This is a genomic window from Caballeronia sp. LZ035, assembly GCF_031451175.1.
In the GTDB taxonomy this organism is placed as follows: Bacteria; Pseudomonadota; Gammaproteobacteria; order Burkholderiales; family Burkholderiaceae; genus Caballeronia.
In genome coordinates, this window is record NZ_JARUXS010000001.1 from 1,316,323 (window position 1) to 1,329,304 (window position 12,982).

Genomic DNA, 12,982 nt, shown 5'->3' on the forward strand with positions numbered 1-12,982 from the left:
GCGCTCACCATCGGCTCAACGATGATTGCGGTTCATGAACAGGAGCCGCTCGAACAGCGCGACATCCTGTTCGTTCTTGAGCAACGCGCCGTGCAGCGGCGGCACGATCTGCTTGTCGTCGGCCGAGCGCAGCGCCTCGGGCGCGATGTCTTCGGCGAGCAGGAGGCGCAGCCAGTCGAGCAGTTCGGACGTGGACGGCTTCTTCTTCAAGCCGGACACCTGGCGCAGTTCGAAGAAGCTCTGCATGGCCGCGGCGAGCAGATCCTCGCGGATGGTCGGAAAATGCACCTCGACGATGGCCTTCATCGTTTCGGCATCGGGGAAGCGGATGTAGTGAAAGAAGCAGCGGCGCAGGAACGCGTCGGGCAGTTCCTTCTCGTTGTTCGACGTGATGATGACGAGCGGGCGCTGCTTCGCCTGGATCAGCTCGCGCGTCTCGTAGACGTAGAACTCCATGCGGTCGAGTTCGCGCAGCAGATCGTTCGGGAATTCGATATCGGCCTTGTCGATTTCATCGATCAGCAACACGCTCGGCTGGTCGGACTCGAAGGCCTGCCACAGCACGCCCTTGACGATGTAGTTGCGGATGTCCTTCACGCGCTCGTCGCCGAGCTGCGAGTCACGCAGGCGCGAGACGGCGTCGTATTCGTACAGACCCTGCTGGGCCTTCGTCGTGGACTTGATGTGCCATTGCAGGAGCGGCATGCCGAGCGCGCCGGCCACTTCCTCGGCCAGCATGGTCTTGCCGGTGCCGGGTTCGCCCTTGATCAGCAGCGGCCGTTGCAGCGTCATCGCGGCGTTCACCGCGAGCTTGAGATCGTCGGTTGCGACGTACTGCGATGAGCCCTCGAAACGCATGACGAAGATCCGGTCGGAGAAAAAAATCCCAGTATAAGTCAGAAGCCCTTTCGGCATCGGGGGCCGCCGGGTATCGTGTGAGCCGCTTCACGCATGGATTCGCCGCTTCGCCGAGGCGGGTCCGGAACGAGCACGCAGGCGGGCTCGTTGCTTGTACAGGGACGAATTGTCGCAGCGAAGCGCGGTCCTTTTCAGGCGATTCCCCTTGCCAGCAAGGCTGCGAGAGGGTGCGCGTGTGGACGGAGGGTAGGTCGCGCGGTACAATTAGCGCGATTTTTTTGGCCTGCGTGGCGCCAGACCCTGAAGCAGCAAACAGTCCCGAGAAGGTTGTATGCGCTCGGCGCGGGCCGCGGCCTTGTGAGCGCCGGATTTCCCCTCAAGCCAGGTTAGAAGAGCTATGAACAATTTTGTCGGCACATGTGCCGTGATTGCAGCGCTGTCCGGTCTCGCCGGCTTCGCGACCCAGGCGTCGGCCGACGTCGTCGGTAACGCGAAGGCCGCAGAGGGCAAGGTTGCGATGTGCATCGGCTGCCACGGCATCCCCGGCTATCGCACCGCGTACCCCGAAGTCTACGAAGTGCCAATGCTGGGCGGCCAGAACGCGCAGTACATTGCCAACGCGCTGCATGCCTACAAGAAGGGCGACCGTCATTTCGACACGATGCGCGCCATCGCGACCACGCTGTCGGATCAGGACATCGCCGATATCGCCGCGTACTACGCCGCGCAGACTCCCCAATCAAAGAACAATCCCGACAAGTAATCCGCGCGTGACACCGCAAAGCGACAACGGGAAGGAGAATTCATGAAGCCCTCGAAGGCACTTCGCAGCATCAAGGCAGCATGCGCGGCGGCGCTGGTTGGCATGGCAGCGCTCGGCACCGCGCACGCGGCCGACATCAGCAACGGTAAAGCGCTGTCCGACAGCCACAATTGCGCGGCCTGCCACGGCCCCGGTCTGAACAAGCCGGTGAGCGGAGAGTATCCGCGGCTCGCGGGCCAGCACGCCACGTATATCTACTGGGCGCTGCGTCAGTATCAGATCGGCGGCAACAATCCGAACTTCGGCCGCAACAACGCCATCATGTCGGCGCAGGTGCAGAGCCTCTCGCCGAGCGATCTGAAGGATCTCGCGGCTTATATCGAGTCGCTCGACGGCAGTCTCGTGCTGAAGAAGTAAGCGCTCAAGCTTTGATGGTTCGATCGACACCCCGCACATGCGGGGTGTTTCATTTGGTGTGGTTGCGCTGCCTGGCGCGCGTCAGTCGCGCGAGGCGCGCCGTTCGATCAGCGCGAGATAGGCGTCGGTATCGGGCGGTGTGTTCGAACGCTGCGCCTCCCAGATGACCTGGCCGAGACAGTCCATGATTGCGTGCTGCGCGTCGTGCGGCGAACCGAGGCGCGCGACCAGTTTGTCATGCGCGCGCCGGATGCCCGGCGGCTGGTCGATGGACAATTGTTCGCTGATGGCGAGATGCATCGACAGATGCAGGAACGGGTTGGTCTGGCCGCGATCGGGCGAATAATCGGCGTCGCGTGCTTCGGGATGGGCCAAGGCGTCCTGATATTCCGGATGCTCGCTGATCCAGTCGGCGGCCATGCTTTCGAGCGGCGTCAGGATCTCGCCGGCGCGCTCCTTGCGCCAGGCGTCGGTGAAGAACTGGCGAACTTCGTCGCGGCTGGGATTGAACATAAGGTGCTGATTCGATTGCGGGTTTGCGGATTCTGCTGGCCCGATATTGTACGCCCGCGAGGCTTGGAGCCGCTCGAACCCGGCTTCACTCAACCGGCGCGGGCGTCTTCGGACGGTACTCACACAGCGGCTCGATCACGCAATGCCAGCACTCGGGCACGCGCGCCTTGCAGACGTAGCGGCCGTGCAGGATCAGCCAGTGGTGCGCGTCGTGCAGGAATTCGTTCGGCGTGAACTTCTCGAGCGCGGTTTCCACCGCGCGCACGTCCTTGCCAGGCGCAAGACCGGTGCGATTGGCGACGCGGAAGATATGCGTGTCGACAGCGATGGTCGGCTGTCCGAACGCAATGTTCAGCACGACATTGGCCGTTTTCCTGCCGACGCCCGGCAGCGCTTCGAGCGCCTCGCGGTTGTCGGGCACGTCGCCGCCGTATTGATCGATGAGAATTCGGCACGTCGCGATCACGTTCTTCGCTTTCGTGCGATAAAGCCCGATCGTGCGGATATGCCCGGTCACGCCTTCCTCACCGAGCGCCAGCACGGCCGCCGGCGTATTCGCGAGCGGAAACATCTTGCGCATCGCCTTGTTGACGGAGACGTCGGTGGCCTGCGCGGAGAGCATCACGGCGATCAGCAGCTCGAAAGGCGTCGTGTATTCGAGCTCGGTGACCGGATGCGGATTCAGGCTCTGCAGTGTTTCGAAGATCGCGTGGCGCTTCCTGGCGTTCATGGGTCGAGGTCCGGGTTCACGCGGGTTTATCGGGATCGTGCGGCGTAGGCGTGTTGTCTTCTTTCAGGCCGAGACGGCGGCGGCGTGCGTCGGCCGCGTCGATCTGCGCCTGCACCGCGGGGCTCACGTGGTCTGTGTTCTTCGGCCCCGCGCCCAGCTTCGCCATCTCTTCTTTCTTCTTGCGCGCACGGTCCAGCGCGGCCTGGATGATCGCGCGTTTCTTTGCTTCGGGGTCATCGGCCGGGGCGGGCGATGCGGGCTGCGGCGTCGATGTCGCAGCGCTTGCCTCCGCCGGCTGCGCCATGCGCGATGCCTGCCGCGCGTTCGCCTTCGCTTCGGCGGCCGCGCGCTCGCGCTCCAGACGCGTCGCGCGACGGTCGTGACGCGTGCGGGCCGCGTCGGCTTCGGGCTGGCTCCAGGCGTCCCAGCCCGTGCGCGTGCCGGTGACGGGGATCATCGCGATGCAATCGACCGGGCAGGGCGGCACGCACAGATCGCAGCCCGTACACAGTTCCGTGATGACCGTATGCATCTGTTTCGCCGCGCCGACGATGGCATCGACCGGACAGGCCTGCATGCACAACGTGCAGCCGATGCACACGCTTTCGTCGATGACGGCCACCGGCCGCGGCCGTTCGATGCCATGCGTCGTGTCGAGCGGGATCACGGGCTTGCCGAGCAGCGTCGCGATGCGCGCAATGCCTTCGGCGCCGCCCGGCGGGCACTGGTTGAGGTTTGCCTCGCCGGCGGCGATGGCTTCGGCATAAGGCCGGCACGCCGGGTAGCCGCACTTGGTGCATTGCGTCTGCGGCAGCAGGTCTTCGATGCGCTCGGCGAGCGTCCTGGAAACGGTTGCGGTCACGGGGAAGTGCTTTGATGCTGGGGAATGGCGCAGCGTGGATGCGGACGTCGCCGCGCGGGCCGAATGCTTCGAGGGCGCCAAAGGCGCTGTTGATTCGAAGCAGCTCGCACGCTGCCTGTTCCAGGCCGGTTGCATGTGGGGGATCACGCGTCCCGTCAGCGGGCGCGTGACCGATTTTGTCCGTCATTATCGCCGAAGTCGGCGGAGCGGTGACGGCTGGCTTTCAATCCCAATTGCCAACGTTCTTCGATATGCGCATAATCAAATCGCTTTCGTTTGACCGCAGGACGGTGTTCCCCAATCACCTTGGCGCGCCCGTTCACGTCATGCGTCCCTTCTCGGGCTGCGTGACGCTCATCCGGCAACGCGGCTCCCGAATCATGCCACCATGAATCAGCCGAAAATCAAAAGAGATCCTGAAGGCACCCGGCGCCGTATCCTGCTTGCCGCCGCGGAGGAGTTTGCAGCCGGTGGCCTGTTCGGCGCACGCGTCGACCAGATCGCGCGCCGGGCCGAAACCAATGAACGCATGCTCTATTACTACTTCGGCAGCAAGGAGCAGCTGTTCACGGCGGTACTGGAGCATGCGCTGGCCGCGCTCGTCGAAGCCGAGCGCACGCTCGAACTGGATGGCGTCGCGCCCATCGAAGCCATGACGCGTCTCGCGCATTTCGTCTGGGATTACTACCGCGACCATCCGGAACTGCTGCGTCTCATCAATAACGAGAACCTGCACGAGGCGCGCTACATCAAGGGATCGAACCGGATCCGCGAGCTCATCTCGCCCATCGTCACGACGCTGACCGCCATTCTCGAACGCGGCCAGAAAGCCGGGTTGTTCCGTAATGACGTCGATCCGCTCCGGTTCTATGTCACGCTGTCGGGTCTCGGTTATTACATCGTGTCGAACCGCTTCACGCTCGAAGCGACTTTTGGACTCGACTTCAACGAAGCCCATCAGCGCGAGCAGATCGTGCGCATGAATACCGAACTGTTGCTGGCATATCTGACGCGGCGCTGAAGGCGCATGCCCCGCAGAAAACAAAACGTCGCGCCCTGAGAGGGGCGCGACGTTTTCGTTGGTGCTGCGCTGAAAGCCGAGCAGAGCAGACAGACCTCAGGCGGGCACGGCTTCGCTCTTCGGCTGCTTGTCGTGTTCGAGGATGAACTCGCGCAGTTGCGGATACACCATCGTGCGCCAGCGGCGGCCCGAGAAGATGCCATAGTGGCCAGCCTTCTCCGCCGTGAAATGGCGCTTGTGCTTCGCAGGGAGGCCAGTACACAGGTCATGCGCGGCGCGCGTCTGACCGCTGCCGGAGATATCGTCCAGCTCGCCCTCGATGGTGAACAGCGCCGTGTGCTTGATGTCCTGCGGACGCACCATCTCGCCGTTTACCTCCCACGTGCCTTCCGCGAGCCGGAACTCCTGGAACACGATGCGGATGGTCTCGAGGTAATACTCGGCGGCCATGTCCAGCACGGCGTTGTATTCGTCGTAGAAGCGGCGATGTTGCTCGGCATCGTCGTCGTCGCCGCGCAGAAGATTCTGATAGAAGTCCCAGTGGGCGGTCAGATGCCGCTCCGGATTCATCGCGACAAAGCCCGCGTGCTGCAGGAAGCCCGGATAGACCTTGCGGCCCACACCCGGATAGTTCGCCGGCACCGTATAGATGACGTTGTTGTCGAACCATTCGTAGGAATGCTCATTCGCCAGCGAGTTGACCGAAGTGGGGCTGCGGCGCGCGTCGATCGGGCCGCCCATCATGGTCATGGTGCGCGGCGTGTCTTCACCGCGGCTCGCCATCAGCGAAATGGCGGCGAGCACGGGCACCGTCGGCTGGCAGACCGAGATCACATGCAGGTCCTTCGCGCCGATATGACGGATGAACTCCTGGATGTACTCGACGTAGTCGTCCAGATGGAACGGGCCGTTTTCGATCGGCACCATGCGGGCGTCGAGCCAGTCGGTGATGTAGACCTTGTGATCCTGAAGCAGGGTTTTCACCGTGTCGCGCAGCAGCGTGGAGTGATGGCCGGACAGCGGCGCGCACACCAGCACGATGGGTTCGTTCTTCAGCTTGGTGACGGTGGCGCTGTCGTCGGCGAAGCGCTTGAAGCGCAGCAGCCGGCAGAACGGCTTCTCGATCACCGTCTGTTCGACGATGGGAATGTTGTGACCGTCCTTGACGATCTGGTGCAGCTCGAACTCCGGTTTTTCGTAATCCTTGCCCAGCCGGTAGAGCAGTTCGTAGGCGGCGGCGAAGCGCGTGGAGCCGGGCACGTAGGCGAGCGGGCTGGCCGGGTTGACGAAGGACTTCGATGCGGCCTGAGCCCATGCTGTGAGGGGAGACAGCACGGCTCGCTGGAATTCGTGAATTTGATAGAGCATGGTTGCCCCGGTAACTCCGGTCGGAACCGGTACGCCCGTTGATGCCTGCGACCCGAAAAAGCACGGCCCGGCGACGACGTTCAACGGTACTGGATGATCCCCGGCTGCGCGGCGGGCTGAAGCCGCACGGCCGAGGCACTGTCTTCCTGCGATCACTGCCGCTTCCCAAGCAAATCACCAGGAAGCGATGCTCTTTGCACTTAACGACGGCTGGCTCTTTGATCTTGAGCGCAGGATTTTCCGGGTAATGGGCGTTCGATTCAATCGGTCGGTCGAAACTGCCGGCTTTTACACAACACTTCAGACTTTACTTAAAACAGGATACGTTTTGTGCGTTGCACCAATATTACCGTCCGAGCATTATTCTCGCCAGCAAAAACAAGCATTTAGGACTCACCCGAGGCCGCATCGATCGCCGCTTGCGCCGCGTCTTCCGCGTGACCTTCGGAGCCGGATGGCTGGCCGGTCGCCTTTGCCATCTCCTCTTCGTGCCGCATCAGGTTCATCCCGGTGTGCACCAACGCCACGTGGGTAAAGGCTTGCGGGAAATTCCCGACCATGCGCTTCGCCACGGTGTCGTATTCCTCTGCCAGCAGGCCGACATCGTTGGCCAGGCCCACGAGACGCTCGAACATCGCGTGCGCCTCGTCGATCCGGCCCTGCAACGCCAGGTTGTCCACCAGCCAGAAGCTACAAGCCAAAAACGTGCCTTCCCCCGGCGGCAAGCCATCCTCGACTTCGGTCGTGTGATACCGCTTGACGAGACCATCGTGCGTCAAAGTCGTCTCGATCGCATGTACGGTGCCGATTACTCGCGGGTCTTTTGGCGGCAGGAAACCCAATAACGGGATCAACAGAAGGTTCGCGTCGAGCGCTTCGCTGCCATAAGCCTGCGTGAAGGAGTTGAGCTTCGGGTTCCAGCTCTTCTTCAGCACCTCGGCACGGATGCGGGAGCGCATGTCGCGCCAGTGATCGATCGGGCCCGGCAGCTCGAAGGTTTCCGCCGACTTGATCGCGCGATCGTACGCCACCCACGCCATCACCTTCGAGAAAGTGAAGTGCTGACGACCGCCGCGCACTTCCCAGATGCCTTCGTCGGGTTCCTGCCAGACGGTGTCGAGATGCTGGAGCATCGCGCACTGGATCGACCAGGCGGTTTCGTCGCTTTGCAGCCCGCCCACGCGTGCGAGGTGCAGCGCGTTCATCACTTCGCCGTAGACATCGAGCTGCAACTGATTCACCGCGCCGTTGCCGATACGCACCGGCGCCGCGCCCTCGTAGCCCGGCAGCCAGGGAACCTCCCACTCGGGCAGGCGGCGCTCGCCCGCGATGCCGTACATGATCTGGATCTGCGCCGGCGACCCGGCCATCACGCGGCCCAGCCAGGCGCGCCAGGCGCGGGCTTCGTCGTAGTAGCCGCCGCGCATCATCGCGAGCAGGGTGATGGTCGCGTCGCGCAGCCAGCAGTAGCGATAGTCCCAGTTGCGCGTACCGCCCAGCTGCTCCGGCAGCGAGGTCGTGGGCGCCGCGACGATGCCGCCGGTCGGCTCGTAGGCCAGCGCCTTGAGCGTGATGAGCGAGCGGCGGATTGCCGGCGCGAACTGGCCGGTGAGTTCGCTCTGGCCGGACCACTCGCTCCAGTGGTTTTCGGTGCGGGCGAGCTGGGTATGAGGATCGTGTGCGGGCGGCAGACGCAGGTGCGATTGCGAATAGCACAGCGAGAAGGGCACGCGTTCGCCCGGGCTGATCTCGAAGCTCGCGGTCGTGCGCATGTTCTCGCCGACGAGATCCACCGGCGTGCGCAGCACGGCGAGATCGGGACCGGCGATCGCGCGGATGCCGCTGTCGTCGGGCAGACGGCTGACCCACGGCACGGCGGAGCCATAGTCGAAGCGCAGCACCAGTTCCATCTTCATGCGCACCGTGCCGCGCCGTCCGACGACGATGCGCACGAGTTCCGAATGGCCATTGCGCAAGGGCATGAAGTCGATGACTGTCACCGCGCCGTCGGGTGTCTCGAAGTCGGTTTCGAGCACCAGTGTGTCGCCGCGATAGCGCCGCGTGATGACGGGCGTTCGATCATCGGGCATGTCGGGGGCGAGAAGCCAGCGGCCATGCTCGGGCGTGCCGAGCAACGCGGCGAAACAGGCGGCGGAGTCGAAGCGCGGCCAGCAGAGCCAGTCGACCGAACCGTCGCGTGAGATCAGGGCTGCCGTGTGGCCGTCGCCGACCATGGCGTAGTCTTCAATCAAAGCGGGCATAAGCGAACATCTTCCTGCTTGCGGCGTGCGTCATGCGTCGACGCGCGCCGTGGGTTGAGCCAGGGATCCGGGACGCTGCGCGTCCTGGGCGAAGCGCGGCGCCATCGGATAGAGGTGCTGAATCGCGCCGCGTGCATGCCTTCTGGCCGCATTCTGCCGCAATCGTTCGATGTGGGCAGGGAAACGCGCCATCTGACAGCGTGTTGTGTGGCCTCGGACATGCGACTGCATGCCGCGCCGTTCTGGCGGAAAAAGACGGATCTTGCGCCGTTCGCGCCATTGATCCGTCATTGGACTGATGTTTAGAATAAAGCTTCGTGAAAGGTAGCAGCGCTAATTCATGGGCGCGGAACGATAAGCTGCTTTCACATGTCTTTCTTTTGTGTTTCATCTGTCCTGTCTGATCGGTCCTGCTCATTGCCGCCACGCCATGCGCAGTGGGCCTGTCTCCACCGTAGCGTTTTCGAGGAACGGAATTCCATGCTCTATCCGTCGAAAGCCGATTGCATCGCCGTCCTTTCCGCCGCCAGCGACATGACGCACGCGCAAGCGCTGCTCACGCTCGATCATCGGCATCTGGGTTTGTCGCGTAACGCCATGGAAACCGCCGCCGCCTTTCTCACCGAACGCGGCTGCTTCAGCCGCTACACCTTCGACGTGAGCGGGGTATCGGTGGGCGCATTGTCGTTGCAAGGGCGGCTGCGGCTGGATCGGCTCGCCAACGGCTGAGCTTCTCGCGGCACGCTTCAGTCGGGATTCTTCAACCGCGAACACTTCTGACGCGGGTGCACGGCGTGAGCCGCGCATCCGCTTTCGCGCGTCCGTAGCTGTGTGCGCCGCTGAGCTCAGAAATGCGTCGAGCCCATGCCGAACAGGCCAATCAGCCCAATGACGATCAGATAGATTGCGACAATGAAATTCAACAGTCGCGGCATGATGAGAATCAGGATCCCGGCGATCAGCGAAACCAGCGGTCCCAGGGCGAGATGAACGTTCATGGCGGCAACTCCTGTTGTTGGTTCGAATCGGTTGGCCCGTCGTGCGTGGTGTATCTTGGACTCGACACTGTCTTCATGAAGTCCTGAACCCGTCATGAGCCTTGGGCGCCTTTGGAGCAGAACTTGCTCCCGCACGTCGTCGGCCATGCGAGGCCCGCGTCGGGCCCGGTCGCGCATCGCCCCCTGAACAACACGCAGCAAAAAGACGAAGAGGAGGTTTCATGCATTCGAGCCCATTCGGCGGCGTCACCACGTTCCCCCGCACCTTGCAAGACGCGCGCCTGACGCGCCGGAGGCCGGTGGCCTGGGTGCGCGGGATCGCGCTGATGCTGTCGCTGGCGGCGGCGCAGAGCTTCGCGCAAACGCCCGCCGCGCCGGCCTCCATGAGCGGTGCGGCGGGCAACGCGGCCGGGGCGCAGGTCTTCGATCTGCTCATCGGCACCTATACGGCCGGCGGCAAGAGCGAAGGCATTTACGTCTATCGTTTCGATACGGCCAACGGCGAACTGTCGCGCATCGCCTCCGCGCAGACGGTAAATCCGTCGTATCTCGTCGTGAGCCGCGACAGGAATTACGTGTACGCCGTGAACGAATTGCCCGGCGATAACGGTCCGGCCTCGCAGCGCGGCGGCATCAGCGCGTTTCGCTTCGATCGCGCGAGCGGACAGTTGAGCTTTCTCAACCGGGTCTCATCGGAAGGCAACGATCCGTGCTATCTCACGATCTCGCCCGACGGCAAGTATCTGCTGACAGCCAACTACTCGGTCGCGTCGAATCCGGGCGGCAGCTTTGCAGTGTTTCCGCTGGCCGCCGATGGCCACGTGGGCACCTCCGTCCTGACCGTGCATCACGAGGGCAGCGGTCCGGTGAAGGGCCGTCAGGACGATTCGCACGTTCACTCCACCGTGTTTTCGCCTGATGGCAAGTATCTGTTCGCCCAGGATCTGGGCGTCGACAAGGTGTTTTCCTATCGCTATACGCCAGATCCGGCCGCGAGCAGCCGCGGCCTGTTCGGCCCGACGGAAGCGCGCTACATGCCGATCAAGCCCGGCTCCGGCCCGCGCCATCTGGTGTTCGACGCCAGCGGCCGGCACGCCTATCTGACCACGGAGCTGAGCGCGTCGGTGCTGGTGTTCGACTACCGCGACGGCAAGCTCACACAGACGCAAAGCGTGCCGATGTTCGCGTCGGGCTTCCGGGGCAAGATTGGCGGCGGGGCGTTGCATCTCTCGCCGGACGGACGCTTCCTGTATGCGACCAATCGTGGCGACGCGAACGAACTGGTCGCGTTCTCGGTCGATCCGGCCAACGGCCAATTGAAGCTAATGCACCGTTATCCGACGCTCGGCAAGACGCCGCGCGAATTCGCGATCGATCCGACCGGGCGATGGCTCGTCGTCGGCAATCAGGAAAGCGACAGCGTGTACTTCTACCGCCGCGATCCGCAGACAGGCGAGCTTGCGTCGGATCCGAAGCGGCTGTCGATCGGCTCACCGGTCGATTTCAAGTTCGTTTCGCCTTCCTGAATGGGACTGGGGCGGGTGCCGCTCGCATGCTGACGGCGATGAAGCAAAACCTGCTCACGGCGCTCATGGCGGTTGATGCTGTGTGCGGTGTTCGCGACTGGATGGCGTTGGCGTGCGAGCGGCTAACGCGCCTCGCGCACGACGGCACCGGGGACCTCTACGCGACGGCTCATGGCTGGCATATCGATGGCTTCGACAACCGCCGAGAGCTGAATCCGGCGGGGGCCTGGGCAAGCACTGGATCGGCGCCGACGGCAACGAGGACATCGCCTTCGCCTTCACGTTCTCCGATTCGCATCACGACATCGAGCCGATTGGCGGTCATGCGCGCCAGTGGACCGCGAAGCCGGCGCCGCGCGGCTTGGCGGCGGAGAGGCGGGTGGGGCGTGACCGCGCGCATGGCGCATGACCTGCCGTCGCCGCTCGCCTTCGGTGGGTTCGGTGCGTCACCGGCGCGCATCCGTCATGGCGACGGTCATCCCACGAATCCCCGGCCTCGACGACGGCGACGTCTCGTTCTTCCGGGGACGCCACGCGTTCTAGTACGATGCGACGCAACGCCATTCTTCGGTCTGTACGCAGCGAAAGCCTCGCGTGATACAGCCGCAAGGCAACAGCAGGGAAAGCATCTTGAATACAACCCGACCGATCGAAGCGCGCGACCGCGCAGCGGACCCTCACAACCCCGGCGAAAAGCGCGACGCGTCGGCGCCGCCGGGTTTCATCACGGCGTTTCGCTTCACCGGCGGCCAGGCGCTGCGGCTGACCTGGGACGAGGCGCGTGCGTCGATCGTCGGCGAGAACATGACGTGGCTGCATCTGTCCGCCAACGACGACACGGTCGAAGGCTGGCTCGAAGGCGTCGCATCGATGCCGGACGTGGCGCGCGAGTTCCTGAACGGCGAAGACAAGCGCCCGCGCGTGCATATCGGCACGAACTTCATGTACGGCGTCGTGGCGGATCTCGAACTCGTCGCGAAGACGCTCAATGCCCCCGCGCCCGCTTCAGCCGCACCCGACGCGCGCGAGGCGAACCGCGCGACCGGCGCGCTGCGTTTCTACGTCGACCGGCACCGGATGATCACGGTGCGCGCGCGGCCGTTGCAATCCACCGATCGCCTGCGCCACGCGCTGCTGGAAGGCACGACATTCCGCGACCCAGTGGACCTTTTCGCAGGCCTGATCCGCGCGTTGAACGATACATTCGCGGACCGTATCGACGAACTCGGCGACTGTCTCGACGATGTCGAGGAAACCGTGCTCGAAGGCGGGCATTCACGCTGCCGCGCGTTGCTGGGCGATGTGCGGCGGCGCATCGTGGAGGTCAAGCGCTTCATCGATCCGGAGCGCAACGCGCTGACCCAGCTCGTGCTGCGCCGGCTCGAATGGGCCGAGCCGCGTTCGATGGAAGCGCTGGTGCAGGCCATCCAGGTGCTGAACGGTCTGGGCGGCGGCCTCGAAGGACTTTACGAGCGCGCCAAGCTGCTGCAGGACGAGATTGCAGCGGCGCTCTCCGAGGACATCAACCGCAAGCTGCTGTGGCTGGCGATCATGTCGGCCTTGCTGTTGCCGGCCACGCTCGTGACGGGCATCTTCGGCATGAACGTGGCGGGGCTGCCGGGCACGAAGGACCCGGCGTCGTTCTGGGTCGTGGTCGGCGTGATG

At 63.8% G+C, this 12,982-nt stretch carries 14 protein-coding genes; 7 read left to right on the forward strand and 7 right to left on the reverse strand.

The window, feature by feature from the left end; all coding sequences use genetic code 11:
• Positions 1-15: 15 nt before the first annotated feature.
• Positions 16-858: a MoxR family ATPase gene (locus QCE88_RS06220; RefSeq protein WP_309900150.1), complete on the reverse strand. Its 843-nt coding sequence runs from the start codon at positions 856-858 to the stop codon at positions 16-18.
• 397 nt (positions 859-1,255) lie between these two features.
• Here QCE88_RS06220 and QCE88_RS06225 point away from each other — a divergent pair, with 397 nt between their 5' ends.
• Both QCE88_RS06225 and QCE88_RS06230 read left to right on the forward strand, forming a co-directional pair.
• Positions 1,256-1,621, forward strand: a complete 366-nt coding sequence (locus QCE88_RS06225; RefSeq protein WP_309900152.1) for a c-type cytochrome — start codon at positions 1,256-1,258, stop codon at positions 1,619-1,621.
• A 42-nt stretch (positions 1,622-1,663) separates the two neighbouring features.
• Complete coding sequence (locus tag QCE88_RS06230) at positions 1,664-2,038, forward strand: c-type cytochrome (RefSeq protein WP_409018051.1); 375 nt, start codon at positions 1,664-1,666, stop codon at positions 2,036-2,038.
• An 81-nt stretch (positions 2,039-2,119) separates the two neighbouring features.
• On the opposite strand, the gene QCE88_RS06235 is transcribed toward QCE88_RS06230, so the two are convergent.
• The 3 genes from QCE88_RS06235 to rsxB all read right to left on the reverse strand — a co-directional run bounded on the left by QCE88_RS06235 (position 2,120) and on the right by rsxB (position 4,143).
• Complete coding sequence (locus tag QCE88_RS06235; RefSeq protein WP_309900154.1) at positions 2,120-2,551, reverse strand: DUF1841 family protein; 432 nt, start codon at positions 2,549-2,551, stop codon at positions 2,120-2,122.
• A gap of 85 nt (positions 2,552-2,636) precedes the next feature.
• Positions 2,637-3,281: an endonuclease III gene (nth, locus tag QCE88_RS06240; protein WP_309900156.1), complete on the reverse strand. Its 645-nt coding sequence runs from the start codon at positions 3,279-3,281 to the stop codon at positions 2,637-2,639.
• 16 nt (positions 3,282-3,297) lie between these two features.
• A complete protein-coding gene (rsxB, locus tag QCE88_RS06245; protein ID WP_309900159.1) occupies positions 3,298-4,143 on the reverse strand; it encodes an electron transport complex subunit RsxB in 846 nt (281 codons plus the stop codon).
• 388 nt (positions 4,144-4,531) lie between these two features.
• Between rsxB and QCE88_RS06250 the strand changes: the two genes are divergently transcribed.
• A complete protein-coding gene (locus tag QCE88_RS06250) occupies positions 4,532-5,164 on the forward strand; it encodes a TetR/AcrR family transcriptional regulator (protein WP_309900160.1) in 633 nt (210 codons plus the stop codon).
• 96 nt (positions 5,165-5,260) lie between these two features.
• Here the strand turns inward: QCE88_RS06250 and QCE88_RS06255 are convergent, their stop codons facing one another.
• Complete coding sequence (locus QCE88_RS06255) at positions 5,261-6,532, reverse strand: polyhydroxyalkanoate depolymerase (protein WP_309900163.1); 1,272 nt, start codon at positions 6,530-6,532, stop codon at positions 5,261-5,263.
• Positions 6,533-6,918: 386 nt separating this feature from the next.
• Complete coding sequence (locus QCE88_RS06260; protein WP_309900165.1) at positions 6,919-8,793, reverse strand: glycoside hydrolase family 15 protein; 1,875 nt, start codon at positions 8,791-8,793, stop codon at positions 6,919-6,921.
• A 480-nt stretch (positions 8,794-9,273) separates the two neighbouring features.
• Between QCE88_RS06260 and QCE88_RS06265 the strand changes: the two genes are divergently transcribed.
• Positions 9,274-9,522 (forward strand): hypothetical protein, encoded by a 249-nt coding sequence (locus QCE88_RS06265; protein WP_309900167.1) that lies wholly within the window; start codon positions 9,274-9,276, stop codon positions 9,520-9,522.
• Between the two features lie 116 nt (positions 9,523-9,638).
• On the opposite strand, the gene QCE88_RS06270 is transcribed toward QCE88_RS06265, so the two are convergent.
• On the reverse strand, positions 9,639-9,791 hold the full coding sequence (locus tag QCE88_RS06270) for a DUF3096 domain-containing protein (protein ID WP_309831382.1): 153 nt from the start codon (positions 9,789-9,791) through the stop codon (positions 9,639-9,641).
• 221 nt (positions 9,792-10,012) lie between these two features.
• Here QCE88_RS06270 and QCE88_RS06275 point away from each other — a divergent pair, with 221 nt between their 5' ends.
• The 3 genes from QCE88_RS06275 to QCE88_RS06285 all read left to right on the forward strand — a co-directional run.
• Positions 10,013-11,317, forward strand: coding sequence for a lactonase family protein (locus QCE88_RS06275; protein ID WP_309900169.1), 1,305 nt, complete (start codon positions 10,013-10,015; stop codon positions 11,315-11,317).
• Positions 11,318-11,429: 112 nt separating this feature from the next.
• Positions 11,430-11,726 (forward strand): hypothetical protein, encoded by a 297-nt coding sequence (locus tag QCE88_RS06280; protein ID WP_309900171.1) that lies wholly within the window; start codon positions 11,430-11,432, stop codon positions 11,724-11,726.
• Between the two features lie 221 nt (positions 11,727-11,947).
• The coding region (locus QCE88_RS06285; protein WP_309900173.1) for a CorA family divalent cation transporter at positions 11,948-12,982 on the forward strand (1,035 nt) is incomplete at its 3' end.

Bases quoted from the DNA above. Each gene is read 5' to 3' on its own strand.
- QCE88_RS06220 (WP_309900150.1), bottom strand. From the start codon at position 858: ATGCGTTTCGAGGGCTCATCGCAGTACGTCGCAACCGACGATCTCAAG.
- QCE88_RS06225 (WP_309900152.1), top strand. From the start codon at position 1,256: ATGAACAATTTTGTCGGCACATGTGCCGTGATTGCAGCGCTGTCCGGT.
- QCE88_RS06230 (WP_409018051.1), top strand. From the start codon at position 1,664: ATGAAGCCCTCGAAGGCACTTCGCAGCATCAAGGCAGCATGCGCGGCG.
- QCE88_RS06235 (WP_309900154.1), bottom strand. From the start codon at position 2,551: ATGTTCAATCCCAGCCGCGACGAAGTTCGCCAGTTCTTCACCGACGCC.
- nth (WP_309900156.1), bottom strand. From the start codon at position 3,281: ATGAACGCCAGGAAGCGCCACGCGATCTTCGAAACACTGCAGAGCCTG.
- QCE88_RS06250 (WP_309900160.1), top strand. From the start codon at position 4,532: ATGAATCAGCCGAAAATCAAAAGAGATCCTGAAGGCACCCGGCGCCGT.
- QCE88_RS06255 (WP_309900163.1), bottom strand. From the start codon at position 6,532: ATGCTCTATCAAATTCACGAATTCCAGCGAGCCGTGCTGTCTCCCCTC.
- QCE88_RS06260 (WP_309900165.1), bottom strand. From the start codon at position 8,793: ATGCCCGCTTTGATTGAAGACTACGCCATGGTCGGCGACGGCCACACG.
- QCE88_RS06265 (WP_309900167.1), top strand. From the start codon at position 9,274: ATGCTCTATCCGTCGAAAGCCGATTGCATCGCCGTCCTTTCCGCCGCC.
- QCE88_RS06270 (WP_309831382.1), bottom strand. From the start codon at position 9,791: ATGAACGTTCATCTCGCCCTGGGACCGCTGGTTTCGCTGATCGCCGGG.
- QCE88_RS06275 (WP_309900169.1), top strand. From the start codon at position 10,013: ATGCATTCGAGCCCATTCGGCGGCGTCACCACGTTCCCCCGCACCTTG.